The organism is Polaromonas sp. P3_B4 (assembly GCF_056402835.1).
Window position 1 is genome coordinate 255,218 of the sequence record NZ_JBFUGQ010000001.1, and the last position, 24,832, is coordinate 280,049.

Sequence of the window (24,832 nt, forward strand, 5' to 3'; positions counted from 1 at the left end):
CTCCTGGCAGGCATGCCGCCCGCCGTGGCAGGTTTAGGGCTTGACCACCTGGGCCGCTTTGGCCCGCTGCACATAACCCTGGTAAGCCGGCAAAGCGATGGCGGCGATGATGCCGATGACCATGATGATGGGAAACATCAGGGCGCCGATTTTGACCAGCGTGGTGTTGGGAGGCGGAGGGGCGCCAAAGCGGTTGCTGCCCTGGGTTCCCGAATTGAAAATCCAGACCAATCCCACCAGGGGGATGAAGGCCAGGATCGCCGTCCAGCCGCTCCATCCCATGTCGTGGCTGCGCTGGATAGTCAGCAGGATGAGAAAAAGAAAATAGGGAATCATGACCACGAAACCAACGATGCCCGCTGCGGCGCCGGCGCCGGCAGCGCCTGCCAGCATGCTGAGTCCGAAGACGCCCACCAGCAAAAGCAGGTAGCCCACAAAGGTGCGGGCCAGGTACCGCATGCGTCCGACGCGACCCCTGGCAGAGAACCACTTGACGGGTTGTGTATCTCCCTCACGGTCATAGACATCAGCGACTGCCGCGCGCGGTGCGGCATAAGGATTCATGGCTTCAGACATTTCTCTTTCCCTCCTGTTGTTGAAAAACGAAGAATAACCGCTGCCGGGCTGAATGCAATGCCCGCTTACAGCAGGCCGGCGCGTTTGACCGCGTGGTAGCGGTTCACCAGCGAGACGGCCAGTTGCGTCGGCTCCACATCCATCGACAGCGGGTCATTGCCGACCACCCGCGCAAAGGCATCGCGCCGCGACTGCCCGAACAGGTGGGCCGCGGCGACATCCACGGCATCCGCCGGGCTGGACAGCACCTGGCCGGCGATGCGGCCAAGCACCCGCTCGCGCAGGCTCGCCACCAGGACGAGGTGCTTGCGGCGTAACAGTTTGAGCGCGGGACGCAGCTCAGCCGAATCCTCGTCGCGGAAGTTGGTTAGCACTATCACCAGTGCACGGCGACGCTGTACACGCAGCAGTTCCTGCGCCGCCATGAGATAGTCCGAATGCATGGCGCCGGGCTGGATGTCGTGCAGGCGATTCATGAGGGCATTCAGTGTGGCGGCGCCTTTGCGGGGCGCAAAGTCACGACGATGCCCAGGTAAACCGCCGAAAGTCATTGCGCCGACCTCGTCGCCTTCTTTCAGTGCGACATAGCTCAGCAGCATCAGCGCGTTGAGGGCCTCGTCGAAATGGCTGCTGCCGCGCAGTTCTTGCTCCGGGCTGCTTTCATCAGCGCGCATGCGGCGGCCGCAGTCGAGCAGGAAAAACACACACTGGTCGCGGTCGTCCTGGAATTCACGCACGATGGGCCGCTGGTGGCGCAGTGTGGCCTTCCAGTCGATGTGCCGCAGGGAGTCCCCGGTTTTGTAATCAGCAAGCTGGCGGAAATCAGTGCCCAGCCCGCGCTGGACATAGGTCTTAATGCCGATCTGGGCGAGCCGCCGGTCACCGGAAAGCCACGCATAGCGGGCCAGTGCGGCAAAGTTGGGATAAACGCGCAGCTTCCCGGGCTGGCCCAGCGCCTGCTGCACCTCGAAACAGCCGCCGCGAGTGTGCCAGCGCAGCTGGGTCGTGCCGAAAAGGGCGACGCCACGCTCTCTCGCGGTCACCGTGTATCGCAACTCGGCGCGCGAAGCCGGTGGCACGGTGACGGCCTGTGGCAGGCCTTCAAAGGTAAACCGCGGATCGACCTCATCGAACACCGTCACTGCCCAGGCCAGGGGACCGTCATTGACCAGCGCCAGTGTCAGCACCGTTGGCACGCCCAGTGAAAAAGCGCCGGGCAGCGTGCGCTCAATGCGCAGCGGCGCGGTCCTCCACAGGCGCAGGCTGCGCCAGAGATCAAAAATGGCGCCTGCCAGCGCCGCCAGCAAGACGGCGCCGGCCAGTATCGCGACCCGGTCAACCGGCAAACCCCCGAGCAAGGCCAGCGCGGCGGCCGCCGTGATGCAAGCCAGCACCCTGACAGTCGTTTTTGCGGGGATCACCAACCGGCGCATGAGTTGCGGCCTAGAGACGGGGGGCCTGGACGCTGCCCAAGGCACTGCGCAGCAAGTCGTCAACACCGAGGCCTTCCAGCTGCGCATCGGGCGAAATCATCACCCGGTGGCGCAAGGCCGGCAGGGCCTGCCGTGCCACATCGTCGGGTGTGATGAAGTCCCGTCCGTGCATGAGCGCGCCGGCCCGCGCAGCCCGCACCAGGGCCATGGTGCCGCGCGGCCCTGCCCCCGACGAAAGTCCTGGCCAGTCGCGCGTGGCGCGGGCGATGCGGACCGCATAGTCAATGACCTGTTCGTGCGCCTGCACCAGGCTGGCCAGCCGCTGCAGTTCAAGCACCTGCGCGTCGTCCAGGCACGGCCTGACCGCATCAAGCGGCAACTGGTTGCCGGCACGCTGGCCGGTGGTCAGCTGCACGATCGCCTTTTCTTCAGCATGGCTGGGGAAGTCGATGTTGATCTTGAGCAGGAACCGGTCCAGTTGCGCCTCCGGCAGAGGGTAGGTGCCCTCGGTATCGATCGGGTTTTGTGTCGCCATCACCATGAAGGGACGGGGCAGCGGCATGGCCTTTCCTTCGAGCGTGACCTGGTATTCCTGCATCACTTCAAGCAAGGCACTCTGGGTTTTGGCTGGTGCGCGGTTGATTTCATCCGCCAGCAGCAGGTGCGTGAAGACCGGCCCCTGGTGTACCCGCAGCGTGCCGATGCCGGCTTCGCTCCGGGTCGATGGGTCCAGCACGGAATGACCCGTGATGTCCGAGGGCATCAGGTCGGGCGTGAATTGCACGCGGGCGTAGCGCAGGCTCATGGCTTGCGCCAGTGCGCGCGCCAGCAATGTCTTGCCCAGTCCCGGTACACCCTCAATCAGGACGTGGCCGGATGCGACCAGCGCCACCAGGGTCTGGTCGACGGCTTCCGACTGGCCGACAACGGCTTTGCCGACCTCCTGGCGCAGGGTTTGCAGCGACTCGGCTGCGCGGCTCAGTTCTTCGTTGGGAATGAATGACATGGTGTTTCTCGGTTCAGGATGAAGGAGGAGATGAAGCGGCAGAGGAGGCGCTGGGTGAGGCACCGGGTGAAACGGGAGACGTGAAAGCTGTTGGCGGCCGCGTGTCGGGCCCTGTGGCGTCGAGGCGCCGGCGGGCGGTTTCGATCAATTCCAGGTCGGCGGCCAGCACGCCGGGGTTGCGCGACCTGACTGCCTGGGCGCGTTCCAGCAACAGGGCGTCCAGGCCGGTGGCGCGTGCGATCTCGACTGTGCGTTGCTTCGGATCAAGCTGTGAAAACCGGCGCAATTGCCGGGTGGCCGATTCGTGCAGCGCGCGAAGCTGCGCTGTATGCAAGGCCTTCGGCCCGTGCATATGCAGAAAACGCGCCGTACCGCGCACTTGCTCGGCCATCGAGCGCCGGTGAGCGCTTGCGGACGCCGCCAACGGCCCGAAGCGCACGCTGGCGCGCCACAGGGCCAGCGCCAGTGCCAGCAAGCCGAGCAACAGGGCGGCCCAGGCCTGGTGCCACAGCCAGGGCATGAAGGGCTCCCGGGCCTCTTCGGCGACAAACCAGAATTCAGTGCCGGCGCGCGCCTGCAATGCCGCGGCCGCCAGCTGCGCATTGTCGGCGCGCAGCAGGTTGCTATTGTCCAGCAGGTTCCATCCACCGAGCACGGTGACCGTGCCCTGGCCGACCTGCACGCGCACGGCCTCGGTGCCGGCCGTGCCGCGCAGGGACCACAGCGGTGCGGCCAGCCGATTCACCGGCAGGTACTGGGGGCTGAAATATGCGCCGCAGGCGCGATAGACACGGCTGTCGCTGTAGCTCGCGATGACCTCGGCGGGCTCTTCCAGCGCGCGGCAGTCCATGTCCTTGACGGGTTTGGCCAATGGGCGCGGCGGCACCGTGGGCGGCTCCCACTTCAAGGGGCTTTGCTCCGTGACGGGTAGCCAGTCCTTTAGCGATTTATGGCCGGCCAGGAAGCCCGGGATGACCAGATGCCCACCCTGTGCCACCCAGGCACGCAGGCGCTGCGCGCGTTCAGGGAACAGGTCCCAGTTGCGTGACACAAGCACCAGCCGGGCATGCGGCGGCGGCATGGCATCCAGGCTTTTGTGCCGCACGACCCGCGCACCCAGGGCGACCAGCAGTTTTTCGGTGGCGTAAAGCGGGTTGGTGAGGGCCTCACCCTTGGCTGGTGTGGGGGTGTCGACGTCCACCCATTCAGTGGCCGACATCAGCCAGGCGCTGCCCGCCAGCAACAGCACGCCGAGCAGGATGAGGATCAGTCGGTCCCTCATGCGATGGCTTTCGCCGGGGCGGTGGGTGCGCCCAGCCGCGCGTCAAATTCGGCGCACAGCGCCAGCACGCCGGCCGTGGGCGGCAGGCGTCCGCCATAGGCCGCCAGCTGCCAGGCGGTCACCAGTCGCGCGAAAAACTCCAGCGACATGGGCGCCAGCCGGCCCTCGCTGAGAGCCACGCATTCGCCTTCGGTGCTGGCGTTGCGGATGGGCACCGCATGCAGGTGGACCAGGCGGGAAAGCGCGCCGCGGTAGAGCAGCGACAGCGCAGGCCGCCGCTGGCCGCGCTGCCAGAGCGAGGCGACTTCGGCGCCCACGTCGTCGGGGAGGCTTTCAGGCCGTATGTCCAGGCTGCCGATATGGCTGGGCAGGGGCGCCATCCGGTGCCGGCCGCCGTCGGCCCGCACCTTCACCCAGCGCCGTATGCCGACCACCAGCCAGGCCAGGGCCAGCGCGCCCAGCGCCCACACCAGCAGGCGCGCGCCCTCGGACACCTTGGCCACCAAATCCTTGAGCCAGTTGAGGCTGTCGCGATCCTTCTTTTTGTCTTCCGGCTTTTTGTCCTGGCTCTTGAAGCGCAGGGATTTTTCGCTCTTGCTGCCGGGCAAGTTGGGATCGGCACGAACCCGGTCGGCGGCCGATTGCACCTGCTGGCGCGAGGGCGGCTCGGCTGGCGCCGCAGCCGGGTTGGCCCACGATGGCATACCCGCCATCACGGCGCAGGCCGCGGCCCATCGCCATGAAAAGCGCCTTGCGGCGTGGCGAGAAGCCATCATTGCCGGCCTTTCGCCGCTGCGGGGCTGAAGGTGCGGCGAAATTCCTGCTCGATGTCCCAGGCCTCGAGCTCGACGCGCCGGTTCAGGTACATCGCAAATCCGGCGGCCACAAAAAAGGGCTCGATCAAACCGACGACGAAAGCGTACACCGCGGCAAAAAGCAGGCTTTGCGCCGAAGCCTCCGAGTCGAGCAGCCAACGCCAGACGTCTCCGAAGCTTCCCTCAGGAGCGAACCACAGCAGCGCCGACAGGATCGCGAGTTCGAGCGCGATCTCGACATTGGCAAAAATCATCTGCATGCCGGCGCCCGCACCACGGCGCCCGCGCAGCAATTGGTCGCGCCGCTTGCGCCTGGCGCCGCCGCGTTGGCCTTCGAGCTGATCGACGGCCTGCGTGAACGAACGCCAGGGAGACAGGCGCCGCCATAGCAGTGTCCGGAGCAACTGGCCGCCCCAGACCATCCCACGGTGCTGCCAGAGGTCGTTCCACCGGGTGGGCTGGCCGAACACCGCGCGTGACAGGATGAACAACAAGGTACGGTCAAACCAGGGCTTGAGGCAGAAAATCAACAGCCCGGGGAGCCAGCCGGCAAACTCCGCCGTGCACAGCACCAGTACGATGACGACCACATACATGGGCAGGAAAGTGCGCCAGATGGAATCGGCATGGCGGCGCACCAGTGCGACACCCAGGTCCGCGGCTTCGGCCATGGGCCGTGGCCGCAGTGCGACGGCGAGTGCATCAACCTGCATGGTGTTTTCCGGGGTCCGCGGGGACGGCGCGCGGCCTTCCCTGCCACCCGAGGTAAGCCAGCACCAGTGCCCAGCAGGCTGCGCCCGCACCATATTTCACAGCGGGCGTGACCCATCGCGCCGAAGACCAGAAAGCCTCGACGGCGGCAGCGATCAGCAGAAGGCCGATGACGCCGTAAATCACCACGATGGCATGGCGGGCCGCCAGCCGGAGCGCCTCTAGCCGGGTATGCCGGCCCGGCGCGATCAGTGCATAGCCCAGCCTGAGTCCCGCGGCGCCCGCCAGCACGATGGCGGTCAGTTCAAAGGCGCCGTGGGTGATGACGAAGGAGCAGAAGTTCTGCCCGTGGCCGGCGGCAATCAGGTAGCCGCCGACGGCGCCTATCTGCACCCCATTGAACAGCAGCACGCCGGCGCTGCCGACCCCGCCGAAGATGCCGGCCGCGAAGCAGCGAAAGCCGATGCCGATGTTGTGCATGACGTAATAGCCGAACATCTGCCAGTCACCACCGGCGTCGCGGTTGCGCCCGAAGGACCTTGCGCTGTCGCCGTACATGCCGTCGAACTGCTGCACTTGCGTCGCGTCCATCAAGTGCAGGATGAAACCGGGGTCGCGGTAAGTCGCCAGGCCGGCAGCCAGCAGCGGCAGCACGAACAGCAGGAACGCCACCAGCAGGTAGGCCCGGTGCGCGCGTACGGCTTGCGGGAAGTCAACCAGCGCCAGCCGTCCAAGGCGCGCCAGGCCGTAGTCGTGCTGCCGGTAGATCAGCCGATGCGCGCCTTGCGTCAACGTTTCGAGCCTTTGCGTCAGATGAACGGGATAGGCGCGAGCCTGCGCCAGCGCCAGGTGCTCGCAAACACGGCGGTAGAGGGTGGCCAGCCGCGCACCGTCGAACTTGCGCTGGGTTTCGGCGATACCTATCACCGTCTCGAGTTCGGTCCAGAGGGGCGCATACAGGGCTTCAAATTGCAGAGGCGTCATCGGCGCGCGTCTCCTTCACGCCGGCCCATCAGCCATTGCGCCAGCCCGAGCAGGCGTTGTGTGGCGCTGCTACCCGGCACACCCGTGCCAAGCACGGGCTCTGCCAGCGCTGCGAGTTCGCCGAAACGTTCAGGGGTTAATCGCGTTGCACGGCCGGCCCAGGAGAGCACCGAGGCCTGTTCGGTGGCGGATAGGGGCCGTGCGGGGGCCAGCGGATCAGCCAAGGGAACATCGCCATGAAGCTTGACGGATTCGCTAAACACCACAAGGGTGCCGGCGGCCAGATCACCCAGCCGTTTGCTGTCGCTGCGCCAGAGGACGCAGAGCAGTCCGGCACCAAACAGCGCCGGCATGAAGTCGGCGGCTCGCAGGAGGTTGCGGGTCAGCGAGGCGGCAGGCGTTACCGGCAGGCCGGAATCCATCACCACACGCAGGCCCATCGCGCGCTTGCCAGGAGTGGCCGCGGCGCGGGTCAACTCGAACACCACGGGATAAAACCACTCGAGGCCGAAGTAGGTCACCAGCAGGATTGCCGCGCCCGCCTTGCCCATTACTCCGACCACTACGGCCACAGCGATAAACAGGCATGACCGTATGGCCAGGTCGATCAGGTAGGCTTGCCCGCGTGCCACGATGCCGGCGGGCCGTAAGGACAATGTGATGCCCTCCGGTGTTTCGGCCGTGTACAGCGTATCGAGGCGCGCGGTTGTCACAGGGCTGGGCTGCCTGTCAGATCTTGAAGACCACGGTGTCCGCAATCTCGTCATGCAGGCAGCGACGGGATTTCCGGAAAATCATCAGGCAGTCCAGCAGGGAATAGACCCACAGGACGACCATCATGATGCTGGCCGCGAACCCCGCGCCATATCGGAGGGCCAGGCGCTTGACGGAAACGGACTCCCCCGAAGGTCGGGCAATCCGTATCTTGAGCAAGACCTTGCCAATCGTCTGGCCCCGTGTCGCGAGCAGGTAGCCGTTGAGCACAAGAAAAATCAGGGCGCCGACACCCATGCTCACCAGATCGACGGACCACATGTCGCGTCCTTCCGTGTTCCAGGGATTGAAGGGCGTCAGTACCGACACCAGCCAAAGGAAGAGGGACTGAAAAACAGCGTCGAGCATCACGGCGCAAAATCGCCGCATGCGACTGGCCAGCTCAGGCCCGTCTGACGCCGCGACCACGTCGTCTACGCTGGCCTGCGGCGGCGCGTAGCGCGCATCGTGCTGCGGATTGTCCATCGTCCTCTCCCCATGCCTATTTTGTTGGGTTGATTCTAGGGCCTCTTAACGACATTGCTGCAAGATAGGAAGGACGTAAAAAAGGCCCGCATTTGCGGGCCTTTTGGTGAGGTGCCGCTTATGCGGCAGAGGTCGGCGCGTTTACTGGCCGGCCGATTGCTCGAAAGGCAGCTTCACAGCGCCGAGATCGCGCTTGGTCTCGACCAGCACCAGCGGGCCTTCGTCGGCGACCACCAGCGGTGGGCGCTCACGCGGTACGTGGACCGGCTTGGCTTCGGCGGCGATGGCGGCTTTGGCTTCGGCGATCTTGGCGGCATCTGAGTTGACCCACTGCAAGCCTGAGGACTGGGCGACCTGAACCAGGTCCTGCAGGGGCAAGTCGTAAGACTGAACCTTGGGCAGGCTGGCGGCAACCGGCGCAGCGGCTGGCGCCGGTGCGGGGGCAGGAGCTGCTACGGGTGCGGCAACGGCTACCGGGGCCACGTAAGCTGGAGCCGGTACAGCAGCCGGAGCGGCGGCAGCTACCGGCGCTACAAATTCAGGAGCTGCTTGCGCACGCTGCTCTTGGGTTTGTGGCTGATTTGGCTCTAAAGATTCGCCTTGACCGCTTGCCTGTCCGGCGTCTGCGGGTTGCTCGCTGCGTTCACCGTTTTCGCCGCGTTCGCGGCGGTCACGGCCATAGCGGTCGCGGCTACGGCGTTCGCGTGGCTGGCGTTGCTCTTCGCCCTGGCCGTTTTGTGCAGGAGCGATCACATTGCCGGCATCGTCCAGTACGGGGGCTGCCGCTGCGGCTTCAGGGTTGAAGCCGGCGCTGCCTTCAGCGGCAGCATTCTGGCCTTCGGCGCCTTCAGGGCGGTCTGTGCGGCGGTCGTTGCGACGGCCGTTGCGGTCGCCGCGGTCACGGCGGCCTTCACCACGCTCTCCACGCGGCTCACGGTTGCCTTGTGGGCGTTCGCCGTCTTGCGGTGCGCGTTCCTGGCGCGGCTCGCCGGCTTCACCGCCCATGGCTGCTGCCATGGCGGCCTGGTTGGCCAGTGCGAGGTCCTGCTCGACGGAGTCGCGCTGAATGCGCTCACCACCGCGCTCGCCACGTTCACCGCGCTCGCGGCGGCCGCGGCCTTCGCGGCCGGGGTTTTCGCTGCGGGGCTGGTCGCCGGCATTTTCAGGACGGCTTTCGCCGCGGGCTTCACCGGCTGGGCGTTCCTGGCGGCCGGCTTCGTTGCGGCCTTCCGGGTTGCGTTCGCGGCGCTCGCCGCCACGGCCTTCATTGCGGCCTTCGCCGCGGCCCTGGCCCTCTGGGCGTGGTTCGCGTCCTTCGCGGTTTTCGCCTCGGCCTTCACCGCCGCGTCCTTCGCTGCGGCCGCGGCCACCGCGGCGGCCGTCGCGGCCTCCGCGTTCGCCGCCACGGTCCGAACGCTCACCGCGTCCATCACCACGGCCATCGCGGCCTTCACGCCGGCCTTCGCCGCGCTCGTCTTTTTTCACTTCTTTGGCGGCAGGTGCCGGAGCTGGTGTTTCCGCGCCGCCGAACAGGCTCTTGATCCAGCCGAAGAAACCTTTTTCTGCAGGCGCAGCTGCAGCCGGGGCAGGGCGGCGCGACTGGGGCTTGGGAGCCGCTTGCGGTGCCACTTCCGGCTTGGGCGGGGCCACAGGCGCGGGTGCATCGGGCAGTACGCCCTTGATGATGGGCTCCTGCTTGTTGTGCTTTTCCTGGCTGCGGCGCGTGACGGTGGTCGGATCCTCGATTTCGTCGGCCATCTTGTAGCTGGCGGCGATGTTGTCCAGGCGCGGGTCGTCGTGTTTCAGGCGTTCCAGGCGGTAGTTGGGGGTTTCCAGCGTCTTGTTGGGCACCAGCAGTACGTTGATGCGCTGCTTGACTTCGATCTTGGCGATCTCGGAGCGCTTTTCATTCAGCAGGAAAGACGCCACGTCAACCGGGACCTGGCACAACACCGAGGCCGTGCTGTCCTTGAGGGACTCTTCCTGGATGATGCGCAGGATCTGCAGCGCCGAGCTTTCGGTGTCGCGGATATGGCCGGAGCCGCCGCAACGCGGGCAGGGGATGGATGCGCCTTCCGACAGGGCGGGGCGCAGGCGCTGGCGGCTCATTTCCATGAGGCCGAATTTGCTGATGGTGCCGAACTGCACGCGGGCGCGGTCTTGCCGCAGCGCGTCGCGCAGGCGGTTTTCCACGTCGCGGCGGTTGCGCGACTCTTCCATGTCGATAAAGTCGATGACGATCAGGCCGCCCAGATCGCGCAAACGCATCTGGCGCGCCACTTCGTCGGCGGCTTCGAGGTTGGTGCGGGTGGCGGTTTCTTCGATGTCGCCGCCCTTGATGGCGCGAGCGGAGTTGACGTCGACCGACACCAGAGCTTCGGTGTGGTCAATGACGATGGCGCCGCCTGAGGGCAACTGCACGGTACGGGCATAAGCCGACTCGATCTGGTGCTCGATCTGGAAGCGGCTGAACAGCGGCGCGTCGTCGCGGTAGCGCTTGACGCGATGCTCGTGCTCGGGCATCACGTGGGCCATGAACTGGCGGGCCTGTTCATAGACGTCGTCGGTGTCAAAGAGGATGTCGCCGATGTCGCTGTTGAAGTAGTCGCGGATGGCGCGGATCACGAGGCTGGATTCCTGGTAAATCAGGTAGGCGCCTTTGCCGCCCTTGCCAGCGCCGTCAATGGCGGTCCAGAGCTTGAGCAGGTAGTTCAAGTCCCACTGGAGCTCTGGCGCGCTGCGGCCGATACCGGCGGTGCGCGCAATGATGGACATCCCGTTGGGATATTCCAGCTGGTCCATATTCTCCTTGAGCTCGGCCCGGTCTTCGCCTTCGATACGGCGGCTTACGCCACCGCCGCGAGGATTGTTCGGCATCAGGACCACATAGCGGCCTGCCAGGGAGACGAAGGTGGTGAGGGCTGCGCCCTTGTTGCCGCGCTCTTCTTTTTCGACCTGGACCAGCAGTTCCTGGCCTTCACGGATCACATCGTTGATGCGCGCCTGGTTGACGGGCACGCCCTGGGCAAAGTATTGCTTGGAGATTTCCTTGAACGGCAGGAAGCCGTGGCGGTCTTCGCCGTAGTCGACGAAGCAGGCTTCCAGCGAGGGCTCGACGCGGGTGACGACGGCCTTGTAGATGTTGCCCTTGCGCTGTTCGCGCCCTTCAATTTCAATTTCGTAGTCGAGGAGTTTTTGTCCATCGACGATCGCCAGACGGCGTTCTTCAGCCTGTGTGGCGTTTACCAGCATCCGTTTCATGGGTAGCCTTCCTTATCGTTCTTCGTTTTGATGTCATGTCTTGAACATCAATCACATGCCCAAAATGGGCCAACGACGCCGGAGGGACGCAGTGCGAACTGGAGGAATTGCCGGAGAGCTTTTGACAGCGCGCGGCCGACCGAAGTGAATCGGTCAGCGACGTGGTCTGGGCGTAGGCGCGTGGATGGAGCGAGCAGGGGTCAAACGGGTGGGTGCTACAAAAAAAGTAGCTGCTTGCGCCCACTGTACAAGGGCTGGCGGCTGATTTATGCCAAAAGCAGGGCCCACGAATGTCGTGAGGCGCCGCAGGCACATATAAATCAGACTGACCAGTGTTGTCATCAGAGGGCTACCCGTTAAAGGACTTGATCTCGACTGGATCCGCATGCAGCCTGTTGTTCATGACTTGGGCTGCACACATGGTATTCCGTAGTGTTGTTCGCAAAACGTCGACTCTTCTACCGTGCAAAGACGCTCGCCGCGAGGTGCCTGGCACTCGTCGCTTGCGGGCAATTGCCGGCGTGGGCATCGACCTTCCAGCAAGGCTGCTTGTTTGCCTTTTCAGGGCCGGGGACTTGCGTGGACTAAACTCCAGACAAATCAACCACTTACAGCGCATCGCTAGTGAAACACATTATAGGGTCAGCAAAGGGCTTGGCAAGGAAACCCGGGAAAACACCGGTATGGCCGCCCGCAGCCGTGTCCGCGTCCACCCCGGCACCATCCAATCCCCAGGCGGCGGCCCCGGCTGCGCCGCAGGCCACGCTGGTGACGGTAGATGAAGACTATGCGGGCCAGCGCCTCGACAATTTCCTGATCCGCCAACTCAAGGGCGTGCCCAAAACCCATGTCTACCGCATCATCCGAAGCGGTGAAGTGAGGGTTAACAAGGGCCGGGCGCAGGCCGATACGCGGGTGGAGACCGGCGACATCGTGCGCCTGCCGCCGGTTCGCACCTCTGAGCGGGCCGGGCAAAAGGCCGAGGCCATGGCCCAGGAAATCGCCCGCCACGGCGCGAGTTCGACCACGGGCGGCTATGCGCCGTCCCGCGAATTCCCGATTCTTTTTGAGGACGACTTTGTGCTGGCCATCGACAAACCGGCCGGTGTGGCGGTGCACGGTGGCAGCGGCGTGAGCTTCGGCGTGATCGAACAGCTGCGCATGGCCAGGCCCGAAGCCGACTTTCTGGAGCTGGTGCACCGGCTGGACCGCGAAACCAGCGGCATCTTGCTGATCGCCAAGCGGCGCATGGCGCTCAAGCTGCTGCAGGAGCAGTTCCGGGAGCGCGAAACCGACAAGGTCTATCTGGCCCTCGTCGGAGGCGACTGGCCGGCCAATCACCGCGTGATCGACAAAGCGTTGCACAAGTATTTGTTGCCCGATGGCGAGCGGCGTGTGAAAGTGGTGCCCAACGACCACCCCGATGGCATGCGTTCGGTGACGCTGGTCAAGGTCAAGTCGGCTTTTCCCGCCAGTCTGCTGGCGCCCGCAACGCCCTTTACCTTGCTCGAAGTCACGATCAAGACCGGCCGCACCCACCAGATCCGCGTGCACCTGTCCAATGAAGGTCATCCGATTGCCGGCGACGACAAGTATGGCGACTTTGAACTGAACCGGGCGCTGCAGAGGTCCGCCCCGGGCACGGTATCGCTCAAACGCATGTTTCTGCACGCCTGGAGCCTGAAATTTAACCACCCCAAACTGCGCAAGGTCGTGCACCTGCAGGCGCCTTTGCCGCCTGAACTGCAACAGTTTTTACCGGCGCAGGTTTCTACATGATTCGCGGGGGCCCTGAAGCGCTTGGCTCAAACAGCGCAGCCAAGCCGATACGGGGAAAGTTCAGCGGCCTGGCCGCAACAGTGCTGATGTTTGTTTTTGCCGGTCCTGCCCTGTACGGTGTGGCGTATTACCTGGTGGCAGGTGAGCTGGGGCGCGGCGAATTCCGGTGGAGCGAAGTGCCCTCGGTCATCTTTTGGCCGCTTTTGACGGAGTTCATGTTCTGGGTGTCGTGGGGGAGTGTTGAAACGATGCTTCTGGTTCCGCTCCCCACCCTTTTGGCGGCCGCGGTTTTTTGGCTGTTGAACGGGCGGGTGATTCCTTCCTTGAACGCCGTGTCTGCATTTCGTTTTGTTGTTTCCAGATCGGCAATCTGCCTGGTGGTTTGTGTGTGCGCTTTTGTGGCCCTGAATCCGGGGACAGTGACACAAGGATGGGATGCGCTGTATTTTTACAACCCCCACAACCGGCATCCGTTCGACGACTCAGGGTGGGGGTTTCTTGAAAACTATGGACCGCTGTTCCATTTGACGGTGCTCGGCCTGGCAAGCGTCTTGTTGGGCGCAATTCACGGGTTCTCGTCGTGGTGGCTCCGTAAAAACCGGAACAATTGACGCCTGCATTTCAACGTTTGTCCATGTGCGCGCATAGGCCGGCCTTCCCTAAGACAATATATCCCCATGCAAACCCGAAATTTCGACCTGATCGCTTTCGATTGGGATGGCACGCTGTTTGATTCGACCAAAATCATCGTGCGCTGTATCCAGGCCGCAGTGCGTGATGTCGGCGGCACGGTCCCCACCGACAAGGAAGCCGGCTACGTCATCGGCCTGGGCCTCATGCAGGCACTGGCTCATGCGGCGCCTGATGTACCCCCTGAAAAGTATCCCCAACTGGGCGAGCGATACCGCCATCACTATGCCGCGCATTACGACGACTTGAGCCTGTTTGAGGGCGTGCTTCCCTTGCTCGACGCTTTGAAAGCGCGCGGTCACCTGCTCGCGGTGGCCACCGGCAAGTCGCGCCGCGGCCTTGACGAAGTACTGCGCACCGTAGAGCTCAAAGGCGTGTTCGACGGATCCCGCACGGCTGACGAGACGGCAGGCAAGCCCGATCCGCGCATGCTGCATGAGCTCATGGCGGAGTTCGGTATTCCCGCGGGGCGCGTGCTGATGGTGGGCGACACCACCCATGACCTCCAGATGGCGGTCAATGCTGCTTGTGCCAGTGTGGGGGTGAGTTATGGCGCGCATGAGCCGGACACATTTACCGCGCTGTCGCCGCGCCATGTCGCGCATTCGGTGCAGGAACTGCACGACTGGCTGCTGGCCAACGGGTAGCCTTTCGATGACGTCCACGGACCCCCGGCAAGCTTTGTGCAATAGCCGCGACCTGCTTGAAGGCGGGTTGGCGGTGCCGTTCGATGTCATTTATGCCGGGCAGACCTGCCGCGCCTTTGCGGTCCGTTACGAAGGAATGGTCCGCGCGTATCTCAATCGCTGCACCCATGTCGCGATGGAGCTGGACTGGCAGCTCAACCGGGTGTTTGATGCCGGGGGGCGGTGGCTGTTATGCGCCAGCCATGGCGCCGTTTACCGTCCGGATACCGGCCTGTGCGCCGGCGGGCCTTGCCAGGGAGGGCTGGTCAAAATCGAGCTTTCTGAAATCGAAGGGGTTGTTTATTGGCATTCTGCTTACAACCTTAAACCGCTACAGTTCTAATACCTCTCTAAACTATCGCCCATGAACGATCCCCATCGCCCCGACCCTCCCATGGACTCTGATTCGCTGCGCGAATCAGATTTCCGGCCTAACCAGCCGGAATCCCTTCCGCCTTATTCCCAGGCCAAAAAATCCGCCGCTGATCCTTCCGCCAGCCCCGGCTGGGAGCGCGCGACGCTTGAGAAACTGGCTTTTGCTGCGCTGAACGAGCAAAAGGCGACGCGACGCTGGAAAACCTTTGTGCGCCTGTCCTGGCTGGCGTTTTTCATCGCTCTGGTATGGATGGCACTACATCGCGGCACGCCTGCCAGCGATGCGACTGTTCCGCACACGGCCGTGGTGGAAATCAAGGGTGAAATCGCCGCGGGCGCCGACGCCAGCGCCGAGTTCGTCAACGCGGCGCTGCGTGCCGCCTTTGAAGACGAAGGCGCCAAGGCGGTCGTGCTGCTGATCAATTCGCCCGGCGGCAGCCCGGTGCAGGCCGGCATGATGAACGACGAAATCCTGCGCCTGAAGGCCAAGCACAAGAAGCCGGTTTACGCTGTGGTCGAAGAAACCTGTGCCTCGGCCGCTTATTACATCGCCGTCTCGGCCGACAAGATTTACGTCGACAAGGCCAGTATTGTGGGCAGCATCGGTGTGCTGATGGATGGTTTTGGCTTCACAGGCTTGATGGACAAACTGGGCGTGGAGCGCCGCTTGCTGACGGCCGGCGAAAACAAGGGATTTCTTGATCCGTTCAGCCCGCAAAGCGAAAAACAAAAGGTCTTTGCACAGGCCATGCTGGACCAGATCCACCAGCAGTTCATCGCGGTGGTCAAAGCCGGCCGCGGTAAACGCCTGAAGGAAACGCCCGAGATGTTCAGCGGCCTGTTCTGGAGCGGCCAGCAGGCGGTGGAACTGGGCCTGGCCGATCAGCTAGGCAACCTGGAGTATGTGGCCCGAGAAGTGGTCAAGACCGACGAGATCATTGACTACACCCGTCGCGACAATGTGGCCGAACGGCTGGCCAAGAAGTTTGGCGCGGCGATGGGCGAGGGTGCCATGAAGGCCTTCAAGGCGATCCCGGCGCTTCGCTAGGGCGACTTGAGAAGGCGATGGCCTTTGTCAAAAAGCCCGCTTCGCGCGGGCTCTTTTGTTCGTGTCTGGCGCTTTAGCGGCCGATACAGAAGACGGTTGGCAATTCCAGTGGCGCCTGGAGCTTGTCGCGTTTCCAGCCGCTGACCTGCGCGCTGCGGGACCAGCCTTTGGTCATTGTCAGGCCGCAGCTCAGCGCCAGCCGGGTGTTGCCCTGCAGCGTTTGCAGCAGTGACTGGAACAAGGCCGCGTTGCGATAGGGTGTTTCGATGAAGAGCTGGGTCTGGCCGGATTTGAGCGCCAGGGATTCCAGTTCCCGGATGCGCTGGACGCGCTCGGCCGGTGCCTGCGGCAAATACCCGGCAAACGCAAAATGCTGGCCGTTCAGGCCGCTCGCTGCCAGCGCCAGCATCAGCGACATCGGGCCCGTCAGCGGCACAACCTCCAGCCCCAGGTCATGGGCGGCGCGTACCACGGAGGATCCGGGATCGGCAATGGCAGGCATGCCGGCTTCGCTGACCAGGCCCATGTCGCGGCCTTCCACGGCCGCCATCAACAGGGGGCGCGCGTCGAAGTTGCCGGTATGGTCGCCTTTTTTGTGAACCTCCCGTGGCAGCTCCTGGATTTGCTGCGACTGCAGCGGCGCGCTGAGCGGCTGCAGCGCGTCGATACGCTTGAGGTAGGCGCGCGTGCTTTTGGCGTTTTCGCAGATCCAGCAGGAGAGCCTGGCGGCGATTTGCACGGTGCCCAGCGGCATGACATCCTGCAGAGGGGCAAGGTCGTCGCAGCCGAAGTCGAGCGGCGCGGGCACCAGGTAAAGTTTCCCTTTCGCTGCGCCGCTCATGGCTGGCTCCCGTAGGCTGAAAGCAGCCTCACGCCTGCGGCTTCGATGAGCCTGCAGGTGCGGATCAGCGGCAAGCCGATCAGCGCAGTCGGGTCGTCGTTGTCGATCGATTCAAGCAGTGCAATGCCGAGGCCTTCGCTTTTGGCGCTGCCCGCGCAATCGTACGGTTGCTCGGTGCGCAGGTAGTTTTCAATTTCGTCTTCCGTCAGCGCGCGGAATTTCACCTTCACTGCGGCCAGGCTTTGCGCTTCATAACCGCTGTCCAGGCACACGACGGCCACAGCCGTCTGAAAAATGACGGTTTGCCCTCGCATCCTGCGGAGCTGGGCGACGGCTTTTTCGTGGGTGCCCGGCTTGCCGAGCGGCTGGCCGTCGAGGTCGGCGACCTGGTCGGAACCGATGACAACCGCGCCGGGAAATGCCGCAGCAACAGCCCGGGCCTTGGCCAGGGCCAGCCGCTCGGCCAGGGGGCCAGGGAGCTCGCCGGCATGGGGCGTTTCGTCCACGTCGGGCGCGACCACCTCAAACGGGATATGCAGCCGCTGCAGCAATTCCCGGCGATAGCGGGAGGTCGAACCCAAAATCAGGGGGCGGTCTTGTCCGGTGTGTCCGGAGATTGCGGCGAGGTCGGGGGCGGGGTTCATGCCTTGATTCTCTTACACTGCACTCATGTCCAGATCCCTGCAGCCCAACCGACTCAACATGACCGCTTTCGCCCAGGATGGCGTAGCGCTTTCCGAGACTACTTTGCTACGAAATATGGAGCGCCTTGCGCACGAAGCGCAAGGGCTACAGGCCGATTCGGCGGTGAAATGGCAGGCGGTCGGCGAGCTACGCCCGCGCCCGGGCGCTGAAGACGACGTATGGTTGCATCTGACGGCCGAGGCCGTGGTGCCTTTGACCTGCCAGCGCTGCATGGGTGTGGTTGCCACACCTGTAGAGGTCGACCAGTGGTACCGCTTTGTGGCCAATGAAGACATCGCCATGGCCGAGGACGACCAGTCTGAAGAAGACTTGCTGGTGATGGCGCCCCAGTTCGATTTGCTCGCTGTGCTGGAAGATGAATTGCTGATGGCCCTGCCGCTGGTGCCCATGCATGAGGTGTGCCCTGTCGCGCCCAAACTGCAGGCGGGCGACCTTGGTGACAATGCAGATTCGGTGGGCGAGGTTGGTGAAAAACCCAATCCCTTTGCGGTTCTGGCGCAGCTTAAAGCAAAAAAGTAGTAATTTAGAATTACTTATTTCTCAGGTAAAACTCCTAGATTTGTCGGCATTTCACCAGTCGCGGGTTGAGGTGATGAAATTTGTCTCGCATCGAGCTATAATCAAAGGCTTCGCGTACCAATGCGGTGAATACGGTTACATGGCGTTTAGACCGCCTTGGGCCGATATTCAGGTCCAGCTGTCTGAACTCGGATTTTGGTGCGTAATTTACCAACCTTACACCCCATCAGGAGCGGATCATGGCCGTCCAGCAGAACAAAAAGTCACCTTCGAAGCGCGGCATGCACCGCTCGCACAACGCACTCACCGTGCCAGGCATTGCCGTGGAATCCACCACCGGCGAAACCCACCTGCGCCACCACATCAGCCCTACCGGTTTTTACCGTGGCCGCAAGGTGCTGAAAACCAAATCCGAAGCGTAATTCCACGCTTTGAGCATGGGCCCGCACTCATCCTGCGGGCCTTTCTTTTGCCTGAATTCCACTCTCTCTTGACTGCACCGGTCGCCCCATGATCAGGATCGCTGTCGATGCCATGGGCGGCGATATCGGCCCAGCCGTCACGCTCCCGGCCAGCCTGGCATTTCTGGATGGCCATCCGGATGCTGCTGTGGTGCTGGTCGGCCAGCCTGAAGTCCTCGCGGGGCACCCGTTGTACCCCCGCCTTCAGGTCCATCCGCGCTGCCAGATCGTTCCGGCCAGCGAGATCGTCACCATGGACGATCCCATCGAGATCGCCTTGCGGCGCAAGAAGAACTCCTCGATGCGGGTCGCGATGAACCAGGTCAAGGATGGTGTGGCCCAAGCGGCCGTATCGGCCGGCAATACCGGCGCCTTGATGGCCATTGCCCGCTACGTCCTCAAAACCCTGGAGGGCATAGACCGTCCGGCCATTGCTACCCAGCTGCCCAATGCCTTGGGTGGCGCCACCACGGTGCTGGACCTGGGTGCCAATGTCGATTGCACCGAAGATCACCTGCTGCAGTTTGCCGTGATGGGATCCGCCCTGGTGGCAGCCATCACCAGCAACCCCACGCCCAGTGTCGGCCTGCTCAATATTGGCGAAGAAGCGATAAAAGGCAGTGAAATTATCAAAAAAGCCGGTGAGTTGTTGCGTTCTGCGTCTAATTCCGGTGATTTGAATTTTTACGGGAATGTCGAAGGTAACGATATTTTCAAGGGAACGACCGATATCGTCGTCTGTGACGGTTTTGTGGGCAACGTCGCGCTCAAGGCTAGTGAAGGTCTTGCAAGCATGATCGGGGGCTTCATAAAGGCTGAGTTTTCCCGCAATATCTTGACAAAAATTGCGGCCATCATTGCCTATCCGGTGCTAACTGCGTTTAAAAATCGAGTTGACCACAGGCGGTACAACGGCGCCGCCTTGCTCGGTCTGCAAGGCCTGGTTTTCAAAAGCCACGGCTCAGCGGACGCCTTTGCTTTTGAGACGGCGCTGAATCGGGCTTATGATGCGGCTCGGAACAATTTGCTTGAGAGAGTGCGCGAACGCATAGCCCATGCGGCCCCTTTGCTGGTGGCAGCGCAGGCGGCGCCCCCTGCTGATGCGCCCGTCGACACCCCTTCAATGTCAGTTGACTCAGCAGTCTCAACACCGGCCACTTATTAATGACCCGTTACTCACGCATCACCGGCACCGGTAGTTATTTGCCGCCGCGCCGACTGACCAATGCCGAACTGGCCGCCGACCTGGCGACCCGGGGTGTGGAAACCTCCGATGAATGGATTGTGGAGCGCACCGGCATCCGGGCCCGCCACTTTGCCGCGTCCGACGTGACCAGCAGCGATCTGGGTGTAGAAGCCGCCAAAAATGCACTGCAGGCTGCGGGTCTGCAGGCTGCGGACATCGACCTCATCATCGTGGCGACCTCGACCCCGGACATGGTGTTTCCCTCGGCGGCCTGCATTTTGCAGAACAAACTGGGCATCGCCGGTTGCCCGGCCTTTGACGTGCAAGCTGTGTGCAGCGGATTCGTCTATGCATTGACCGTGGCCGACGCCATGATCCGCACCGGTTCGGCCAGCAAGGCGCTGGTGATCGGTGCGGAAGTGTTCTCGCGCATCCTGGACTTTTCAGACCGGACCACCTGTGTGCTTTTTGGCGACGGCGCCGGCGCCGTGGTGCTCGAGGCCTCGGACACGCCCGGCATTCTTGCCAGCGACCTGCATGCCGACGGCAAGCATGTCGGCATCCTGTGTGTGCCGGGCAATGTCTCGGGTGGTCAGATCCTGGGCGACCCCTTGCTCAAGATGGATGGCCAAGCCGTGTTCAAGCTGGCTGTGGGCGTGCTCGAAAGCGCCGCGCGCGCTACGCTGGCAAAAGCCAACATGACCGATGCCGACATCGACTGGCTGATTCCACACCAGGCCAACATCCGCATCATGCAGAGCACGGCCAAAAAACTGAAGATGCCGCTCGAGAAGCTGATTGTCACCGTCGACCAGCATGGAAACACCTCCGCGGCTTCTATCCCGCTCGCGCTGGATGTGGCCGTGCGCAGCGGCAAGATCCAAAAAGGCGACACCCTCATGCTCGAAGGCGTGGGCGGCGGCTTTACCTGGGGTGCGGTGCTTCTCAACTATTGAGTGGCTCCCACCCATCTGCCAGGCTTTCACAGACAGGTGGGCATTTGAATTTCAGACCGTCCGGTGCATGGGATCGCCTTGCAGCAGCCTTGCTGGTGCTGGCTTTTGCCTTGGCTGGATGGAAAATCCTGCAGCGCCCACCGGCCACCCCTTTTGCGGCATTGGCGGCCAGCCCTTCGGCTGGTGCCGTCAAATCCGTGCCACGCACCGGCTTGCCGGCGCAGCAGATTTCGCCGGACGGCCGCTTTCGTTTTGATGCGCAATTTGTCTCATCTTCTCCCGGCCAGGCCGTGCATGCGGCCTCCCTCGTGGAGTTGCGTGATGGCCGCTTGCGCGCGGTCTGGTTTTCGGGCTCGCGCGAAGGCGCGGGGGATGTCACCATCCAGACCGCAGTGATGGACCCCGCCAGCCTGCGCTGGAGCGCAGAAAGCACGTTGTTCAACCGTCAAACACTTCAGCAGGGCCTGTGGCGCTATGTCAAGAAACTGGGCAATCCGGTGATTGCTCGCGCGCCCGATGGCTCACTCTGCCTGTGGATGGTCAACGTTTCATTGGGCGGATGGGCGGGCAGCTCCATCAGCTGGGCGCGTTCCACGGATGAAGGCGCGACCTGGAGCATGCCACGCCGCCTGGTGACGTCGCCCTTCCTGAACATCAGTACGCTGGTCAAAGGAGCACCCGTCAGCTTTGAAAGCGGCGAGACCGGCTTGCCGGTGTACCACGAGTTCGTCACCAAATTCGGCGAAGTCCTGCGCATCAACGCTCTGGGCCAGGTCATCGACAAAGTTCGCGTTCCCGGTAGCCGCACCGGTTTGCAGCCGGTGGTGCTGGTTTCGGGGCCAGAGAAGGCGCAGGTCTATATGCGCTCAGGCAATGCCACGGCGCTGATGGTTTCAGATACCACGGATGCCGGCAAGACCTGGTCGCGCGCGTCTGCAAGCATCTGGCCCAATCCGGACTCCGCTGTGGCCGGCGTCGTGACGAACATCGGCACGCAATGGCTGGCCCTGAACCCGGCGCCCCGAAATCGCGAAATGCTGGCCTTGCTGAAAACAGAGGCGGGCGGCTCGTTTGATGGGGTGGCGCCATGGATCGTGGAGTCGTCCGCCAATCCGCAGTCGCGCACGTCCCTCATTGACTATGAGCGCCTGCTGACTCAGGAGCTCAAAGCCCGCGGCGCGAGCGACGGCGAAGCCCAGTCCTATGTAGCCAGTGCCAGGCGCCAGTTGTGCGGCGACCAGAGCTGCTCCCAGGAATTTTCTTATCCTTACTTGCTGCAAACCCGCGACGGCTACCTGCATCTCGTCTATACCTGGCATCGCACGCGCATCAAGCACGTGCGGCTGGACCCCCTGCAAACCCTCCAGGCCGCGCAAGCGGCGACCGGCCATGCTTCCTCCGGCAAATGATCTGATCGCCTTGCTCGGCATTGATCTGGCGCTCAGCGCCGGCTGTCTGCGGCTGCTGGGCTGGCGGCGTGGCGTCGGGCCGTGGGGCAAGTTTGCTACTGCTGCGGTGTTTGTACTTCTGTGGTGCCCGGTGGGGCCGGCCCGCTTACCGCTCGTGGCCTATGTGCGCGGCATCAGCTCGGACCTGAGCATTTCTTTGGTAGCACTCGCCTGCCTGGGCATGTACCAGCGCCTGTCGGGCGTCCGCTTGACGGATACCCGCGAGTGCATGCTGGTGAGTGTTGTCCTGGCTGTGGGCGCATTGTTCTTGTACCCGCTGGCCCTGGGCTGGGGTGACTGGGATGCCTACCGGCTCGGCTGGGGTTCGCCAGTTCTCTGGGCGGCGCTTCTGGCGCTGTCGCTGGCATGCTGGGCCAGGGGATTTCGTTTGCTGCCCGTGCTGATCGCTCTGGCTTTACTGGCCTGGGCTGCGGGGTCGCTGGAGTCCACCAATTTGTGGGACTACCTGATAGACCCCTGGCTGGCCGTTGCGGCTATCTATCAGTGCGTCAAATCGGCTGTCGGATGGGGTTTTGCACGGCTGCGTGGTGCGCACAATGGCGCTATACCGTCGTCAGCCTGACAGACTGTGCTTCAAAAAATGACTGTTCATCTTCTTAAAATGCATGCGGATGCTTTTCGGCGACCCAAGAATTCGACCCATGGAGTAATCATTTGAAATCGTTTGCTATTGTTTTTCCCGGCCAGGGCTCGCAGTCGGTCGGCATGCTGGACGCCTGGGGCGACCATCCGGTGGTTGCGCAGACGTTGGCCGAAGCCTCCGAGGCGCTGGGCGAGGATGTCGGCCGGCTGATCAAGGACGGCCCCAAGGACGCGCTGGCGCTGACCACGAACACGCAGCCTGTCATGCTGGTCGCCGGTGTGGCGGCTTACCGTGCCTGGATGGCCGAAACCGGTACCGCGCCGGCCGCCGTCGCGGGTCACTCGCTGGGCGAATACTCTGCTCTGGTGGCCTCGGGTGTGCTGACACTCGCGCAAGCCGCGCCGTTGGTGCGCTTTCGTGCGCAGGCCATGCAGGACGCCGTACCGGTCGGCATAGGCGCGATGGCGGCCATTCTGGGCATGGAAGCCTCCAAAGTGATTGAAGGCTGTGCCGAGGCCGCGCGCAGCTTCGGGGCCAACACCACCGAAGTGGTCGAAGCCGTCAATTTCAACGATCCGATGCAGACCGTCATCGCGGGCAGCAAGGCTGCGGTTGAGAAAGCCTGCGAAGTGCTCAAGGCCAACGGTGCCAAGCGCGCCTTGCCCCTGCCGGTGTCGGCTCCCTTCCACTCCAGCCTGATGAAGCCCGCGGCCGAGAAGCTGCGCGAAAAGCTGGCCGCCGTCGAGTTCGCAGCGCCGAAAATCCCGGTCATCAACAACATCGAGGTAGCCGTCGAGACTGACGCTGACCGCATTCGCGCGGCGCTGTACGGGCAGGCTTTCGGCCCCGTGCGTTGGGTGGAATGCGTGCAGGCCATCAAGGCACGCGGCCTCACGACGCTGGTCGAGTGCGGGCCTGGCAAGGTGCTGGCCGGCATGGCCAAAAGAATCGATCCCGAATTGACGGGTGTCCCCCTGTTTGATCCCGCCTCCCTGGCGGAAGTGAAGGAGTTACTGGCATGAGCGAAGTCAAGTTTGAAGGCCAGGTCGCACTGGTCACCGGCGCATCGCGCGGTATTGGCGCGGCCATTGCGCTGGAGCTGGCCCAAAAAGGCCTCAAAGTGATAGGCACGGCGACCAGCGATGAAGGCGCGGCCAAAATCGGCCAGGCCCTTGCGGCTTTTCCGGGTTGCGCCGGCAAAAACCTGAATGTGAACGACGTTACCGCCGCCGAAGCGCTGATCGACGCCATCGTCAAGGAGCACGGTGGCCTGCAGGTGCTGGTCAACAACGCGGGCATCACACGCGACATGCTGGCAATGCGGCTCAAGGATGACGATTGGGATGCGGTGCTGGACACCAACCTCAAGGCCGTGTTCCGCATGAGCCGCGCCGTGATGCGCACCATGATGAAGCAGCGCTACGGCCGCATCATCAGCATCACATCCGTCGTTGGTGCCTCGGGCAACGCGGGCCAATCCAATTACGCGGCGGCCAAGGCCGGCGTGGCCGGCATGACGCGCGCACTGGCTCGCGAGCTCGGCTCGCGTAACATCACTGTCAATTGCGTGGCGCCAGGCTTTATCGAGACCGACATGACCGCCGGATTGCCGGAAGAGCAGCAAAAAGCACTTTTGGGGCAGATCCCGCTGGGCCATCTTGGCAAACCGCAAGACATTGCGCACGCTGTGGCCTTTGTGGCAAGTCCACAGGCGGCCTACATCACAGGCCAGGAGATTCACGTCAACGGCGGCATGTATATGTAGCTCTTGAAGCGTCAGCCCTGCAGTTTCATGAAAACAGCGGGCTGAGAGTGGTAAAACACGGGAAATCGAAGCCGGTTTTTATCCGTCCGGCGCGGTGCTTAGGGAAACGACTCTAACGCGGTAAAATCACGGATTAATTTACAACCCTCAGAGGGAACTATGAGCGATATCGAAGCACGTGTTAAGAAAATCATTGCCGAACAACTCGGCGTGGAAGAAGGCCAGGTCACCAGCGAAAAAGCCTTTGTGGCCGATCTGGGCGCTGACTCCCTTGACACCGTAGAACTGGTTATGGCTCTGGAAGACGAGTTCGGCATTGAGATTCCCGACGAAGACGCCGAGAAGATCACCACTGTCCAGAACGCGATTGACTACGCAAACACCCATCAAAAGGCTTGAGGCAAGGCTTTCGCCTGCCTCCGCCGTCATCAAGCCTGAAAAGTCATTCCAGGGCTTTTCGGG

Annotated in this window: 26 protein-coding genes; 14 read left to right on the top strand and 12 right to left on the bottom strand. The window is 63.1% G+C overall.

Features of this window, described 5'->3' with window-relative positions; genetic code table 11:
• Positions 1-33: 33 nt before the first annotated feature.
• The 10 genes from AC1DVV_RS01145 to AC1DVV_RS01190 all read right to left on the bottom strand — a co-directional run bounded on the left by AC1DVV_RS01145 (position 34) and on the right by AC1DVV_RS01190 (position 11,307).
• On the bottom strand, positions 34-576 hold the full coding sequence (locus AC1DVV_RS01145; RefSeq protein WP_457279408.1) for a DUF805 domain-containing protein: 543 nt from the start codon (positions 574-576) through the stop codon (positions 34-36).
• A 65-nt stretch (positions 577-641) separates the two neighbouring features.
• Positions 642-1,997: a DUF58 domain-containing protein gene (locus tag AC1DVV_RS01150; protein WP_457279407.1), complete on the bottom strand. Its 1,356-nt coding sequence runs from the start codon at positions 1,995-1,997 to the stop codon at positions 642-644.
• A 22-nt stretch (positions 1,998-2,019) separates the two neighbouring features.
• A complete protein-coding gene (locus tag AC1DVV_RS01155) occupies positions 2,020-3,015 on the bottom strand; it encodes an AAA family ATPase (RefSeq protein WP_457279406.1) in 996 nt (331 codons plus the stop codon).
• A gap of 13 nt (positions 3,016-3,028) precedes the next feature.
• Positions 3,029-4,297 (bottom strand): DUF4350 domain-containing protein, encoded by a 1,269-nt coding sequence (locus AC1DVV_RS01160; RefSeq protein WP_477666227.1) that lies wholly within the window; start codon positions 4,295-4,297, stop codon positions 3,029-3,031.
• Entirely contained in the window at positions 4,294-5,070 is a 777-nt protein-coding gene (locus AC1DVV_RS01165; protein WP_477701857.1) for a DUF4129 domain-containing protein, read from the bottom strand. Before AC1DVV_RS01165 ends, AC1DVV_RS01160 begins: the two co-directional genes overlap by 4 nt.
• A complete protein-coding gene (locus AC1DVV_RS01170; RefSeq protein ID WP_477666229.1) occupies positions 5,070-5,825 on the bottom strand; it encodes a hypothetical protein in 756 nt (251 codons plus the stop codon). Before AC1DVV_RS01170 ends, AC1DVV_RS01165 begins: the two co-directional genes overlap by 1 nt.
• Positions 5,815-6,807 (bottom strand): stage II sporulation protein M, encoded by a 993-nt coding sequence (locus tag AC1DVV_RS01175; protein ID WP_457279402.1) that lies wholly within the window; start codon positions 6,805-6,807, stop codon positions 5,815-5,817. Before AC1DVV_RS01175 ends, AC1DVV_RS01170 begins: the two co-directional genes overlap by 11 nt.
• Positions 6,804-7,520 carry an RDD family protein gene (locus AC1DVV_RS01180; RefSeq protein ID WP_477666230.1) on the bottom strand — a complete coding sequence of 239 codons (717 nt, stop codon included), beginning with the start codon at positions 7,518-7,520 and terminating at the stop codon, positions 6,804-6,806. The genes AC1DVV_RS01175 and AC1DVV_RS01180 overlap by 4 nt, the downstream gene beginning before the upstream one ends.
• A gap of 16 nt (positions 7,521-7,536) precedes the next feature.
• Positions 7,537-8,046, bottom strand: a complete 510-nt coding sequence (locus AC1DVV_RS01185) for an RDD family protein (protein WP_457279400.1) — start codon at positions 8,044-8,046, stop codon at positions 7,537-7,539.
• Between the two features lie 141 nt (positions 8,047-8,187).
• Entirely contained in the window at positions 8,188-11,307 is a 3,120-nt protein-coding gene (locus AC1DVV_RS01190; protein WP_477666231.1) for an Rne/Rng family ribonuclease, read from the bottom strand.
• Between the two features lie 624 nt (positions 11,308-11,931).
• Between AC1DVV_RS01190 and AC1DVV_RS01195 the strand changes: the two genes are divergently transcribed.
• The 5 genes from AC1DVV_RS01195 (at position 11,932) to AC1DVV_RS01215 (ending at position 15,885) form a co-directional block, all read left to right on the top strand.
• On the top strand, positions 11,932-13,086 hold the full coding sequence (locus AC1DVV_RS01195) for an RluA family pseudouridine synthase (RefSeq protein ID WP_477666232.1): 1,155 nt from the start codon (positions 11,932-11,934) through the stop codon (positions 13,084-13,086).
• On the top strand, positions 13,083-13,697 hold the full coding sequence (locus AC1DVV_RS01200) for a hypothetical protein (protein ID WP_457279397.1): 615 nt from the start codon (positions 13,083-13,085) through the stop codon (positions 13,695-13,697). Before AC1DVV_RS01195 ends, AC1DVV_RS01200 begins: the two co-directional genes overlap by 4 nt.
• A 66-nt stretch (positions 13,698-13,763) precedes the next feature.
• Positions 13,764-14,423 (top strand): HAD family hydrolase, encoded by a 660-nt coding sequence (locus AC1DVV_RS01205; protein ID WP_457279396.1) that lies wholly within the window; start codon positions 13,764-13,766, stop codon positions 14,421-14,423.
• A gap of 7 nt (positions 14,424-14,430) precedes the next feature.
• Complete coding sequence (locus AC1DVV_RS01210; RefSeq protein ID WP_477701859.1) at positions 14,431-14,805, top strand: Rieske (2Fe-2S) protein; 375 nt, start codon at positions 14,431-14,433, stop codon at positions 14,803-14,805.
• Between the two features lie 21 nt (positions 14,806-14,826).
• Positions 14,827-15,885: a S49 family peptidase gene (locus tag AC1DVV_RS01215; protein ID WP_457279394.1), complete on the top strand. Its 1,059-nt coding sequence runs from the start codon at positions 14,827-14,829 to the stop codon at positions 15,883-15,885.
• Between the two features lie 73 nt (positions 15,886-15,958).
• Here AC1DVV_RS01215 and AC1DVV_RS01220 read toward each other — a convergent pair whose 3' ends face one another.
• Positions 15,959-16,726, bottom strand: coding sequence for an SAM-dependent methyltransferase (locus AC1DVV_RS01220; protein WP_457279393.1), 768 nt, complete (start codon positions 16,724-16,726; stop codon positions 15,959-15,961).
• Positions 16,723-17,370, bottom strand: coding sequence for a Maf family nucleotide pyrophosphatase (locus tag AC1DVV_RS01225; RefSeq protein ID WP_477701861.1), 648 nt, complete (start codon positions 17,368-17,370; stop codon positions 16,723-16,725). The genes AC1DVV_RS01220 and AC1DVV_RS01225 overlap by 4 nt, the downstream gene beginning before the upstream one ends.
• A 25-nt stretch (positions 17,371-17,395) precedes the next feature.
• On the opposite strand from AC1DVV_RS01225, the gene AC1DVV_RS01230 reads away from it, so the two are divergent.
• The 9 genes from AC1DVV_RS01230 (at position 17,396) to acpP (ending at position 24,769) form a co-directional block, all read left to right on the top strand.
• A complete protein-coding gene (locus AC1DVV_RS01230; protein WP_457279391.1) occupies positions 17,396-17,950 on the top strand; it encodes a YceD family protein in 555 nt (184 codons plus the stop codon).
• 239 nt (positions 17,951-18,189) lie between these two features.
• Positions 18,190-18,372 carry a 50S ribosomal protein L32 gene (rpmF, locus tag AC1DVV_RS01235; protein WP_007873878.1) on the top strand — a complete coding sequence of 61 codons (183 nt, stop codon included), beginning with the start codon at positions 18,190-18,192 and terminating at the stop codon, positions 18,370-18,372.
• 88 nt (positions 18,373-18,460) lie between these two features.
• Positions 18,461-19,576, top strand: coding sequence for a phosphate acyltransferase PlsX (gene plsX, locus AC1DVV_RS01240; RefSeq protein ID WP_457279390.1), 1,116 nt, complete (start codon positions 18,461-18,463; stop codon positions 19,574-19,576).
• Positions 19,576-20,553: a beta-ketoacyl-ACP synthase III gene (locus AC1DVV_RS01245; RefSeq protein WP_457279389.1), complete on the top strand. Its 978-nt coding sequence runs from the start codon at positions 19,576-19,578 to the stop codon at positions 20,551-20,553. Before plsX ends, AC1DVV_RS01245 begins: the two co-directional genes overlap by 1 nt.
• Before the next feature lie 44 nt (positions 20,554-20,597).
• Positions 20,598-21,962 carry a sialidase family protein gene (locus tag AC1DVV_RS01250; protein ID WP_477666235.1) on the top strand — a complete coding sequence of 455 codons (1,365 nt, stop codon included), beginning with the start codon at positions 20,598-20,600 and terminating at the stop codon, positions 21,960-21,962.
• Positions 21,943-22,584 carry a hypothetical protein gene (locus AC1DVV_RS01255; protein ID WP_477666236.1) on the top strand — a complete coding sequence of 214 codons (642 nt, stop codon included), beginning with the start codon at positions 21,943-21,945 and terminating at the stop codon, positions 22,582-22,584. The genes AC1DVV_RS01250 and AC1DVV_RS01255 overlap by 20 nt, the downstream gene beginning before the upstream one ends.
• A gap of 92 nt (positions 22,585-22,676) precedes the next feature.
• Positions 22,677-23,627, top strand: coding sequence for an ACP S-malonyltransferase (gene fabD / locus AC1DVV_RS01260; RefSeq protein ID WP_477666237.1), 951 nt, complete (start codon positions 22,677-22,679; stop codon positions 23,625-23,627).
• Entirely contained in the window at positions 23,624-24,370 is a 747-nt protein-coding gene (gene fabG / locus AC1DVV_RS01265; protein ID WP_457279385.1) for a 3-oxoacyl-ACP reductase FabG, read from the top strand. Before fabD ends, fabG begins: the two co-directional genes overlap by 4 nt.
• Before the next feature lie 159 nt (positions 24,371-24,529).
• Positions 24,530-24,769 (top strand): acyl carrier protein, encoded by a 240-nt coding sequence (gene acpP, locus AC1DVV_RS01270; RefSeq protein WP_011484542.1) that lies wholly within the window; start codon positions 24,530-24,532, stop codon positions 24,767-24,769.
• Positions 24,770-24,832 lie beyond the last annotated feature (63 nt).

Excerpts from the sequence above, each read along its gene's own strand:
- AC1DVV_RS01220 (WP_457279393.1), bottom strand. The coding sequence starts at position 16,726 with ATGAGCGGCGCAGCGAAAGGGAAACTTTACCTGGTGCCCGCGCCGCTC.
- AC1DVV_RS01185 (WP_457279400.1), bottom strand. The coding sequence starts at position 8,046 with ATGGACAATCCGCAGCACGATGCGCGCTACGCGCCGCCGCAGGCCAGC.
- AC1DVV_RS01245 (WP_457279389.1), top strand. The coding sequence starts at position 19,576 with ATGACCCGTTACTCACGCATCACCGGCACCGGTAGTTATTTGCCGCCG.
- AC1DVV_RS01160 (WP_477666227.1), bottom strand. The coding sequence starts at position 4,297 with ATGAGGGACCGACTGATCCTCATCCTGCTCGGCGTGCTGTTGCTGGCG.
- AC1DVV_RS01255 (WP_477666236.1), top strand. The coding sequence starts at position 21,943 with ATGCTTCCTCCGGCAAATGATCTGATCGCCTTGCTCGGCATTGATCTG.
- AC1DVV_RS01165 (WP_477701857.1), bottom strand. The coding sequence starts at position 5,070 with ATGGCTTCTCGCCACGCCGCAAGGCGCTTTTCATGGCGATGGGCCGCG.
- AC1DVV_RS01215 (WP_457279394.1), top strand. The coding sequence starts at position 14,827 with ATGAACGATCCCCATCGCCCCGACCCTCCCATGGACTCTGATTCGCTG.
- rpmF (WP_007873878.1), top strand. The coding sequence starts at position 18,190 with ATGGCCGTCCAGCAGAACAAAAAGTCACCTTCGAAGCGCGGCATGCAC.
- AC1DVV_RS01155 (WP_457279406.1), bottom strand. The coding sequence starts at position 3,015 with ATGTCATTCATTCCCAACGAAGAACTGAGCCGCGCAGCCGAGTCGCTG.
- AC1DVV_RS01175 (WP_457279402.1), bottom strand. The coding sequence starts at position 6,807 with ATGACGCCTCTGCAATTTGAAGCCCTGTATGCGCCCCTCTGGACCGAA.
- fabG (WP_457279385.1), top strand. The coding sequence starts at position 23,624 with ATGAGCGAAGTCAAGTTTGAAGGCCAGGTCGCACTGGTCACCGGCGCA.
- AC1DVV_RS01200 (WP_457279397.1), top strand. The coding sequence starts at position 13,083 with ATGATTCGCGGGGGCCCTGAAGCGCTTGGCTCAAACAGCGCAGCCAAG.
- plsX (WP_457279390.1), top strand. The coding sequence starts at position 18,461 with ATGATCAGGATCGCTGTCGATGCCATGGGCGGCGATATCGGCCCAGCC.
- AC1DVV_RS01205 (WP_457279396.1), top strand. The coding sequence starts at position 13,764 with ATGCAAACCCGAAATTTCGACCTGATCGCTTTCGATTGGGATGGCACG.
- AC1DVV_RS01145 (WP_457279408.1), bottom strand. The coding sequence starts at position 576 with ATGTCTGAAGCCATGAATCCTTATGCCGCACCGCGCGCGGCAGTCGCT.
- AC1DVV_RS01170 (WP_477666229.1), bottom strand. The coding sequence starts at position 5,825 with ATGCAGGTTGATGCACTCGCCGTCGCACTGCGGCCACGGCCCATGGCC.
- AC1DVV_RS01230 (WP_457279391.1), top strand. The coding sequence starts at position 17,396 with ATGTCCAGATCCCTGCAGCCCAACCGACTCAACATGACCGCTTTCGCC.
- acpP (WP_011484542.1), top strand. The coding sequence starts at position 24,530 with ATGAGCGATATCGAAGCACGTGTTAAGAAAATCATTGCCGAACAACTC.
- AC1DVV_RS01190 (WP_477666231.1), bottom strand. The coding sequence starts at position 11,307 with ATGAAACGGATGCTGGTAAACGCCACACAGGCTGAAGAACGCCGTCTG.
- AC1DVV_RS01225 (WP_477701861.1), bottom strand. The coding sequence starts at position 17,370 with ATGAACCCCGCCCCCGACCTCGCCGCAATCTCCGGACACACCGGACAA.
- AC1DVV_RS01210 (WP_477701859.1), top strand. The coding sequence starts at position 14,431 with ATGACGTCCACGGACCCCCGGCAAGCTTTGTGCAATAGCCGCGACCTG.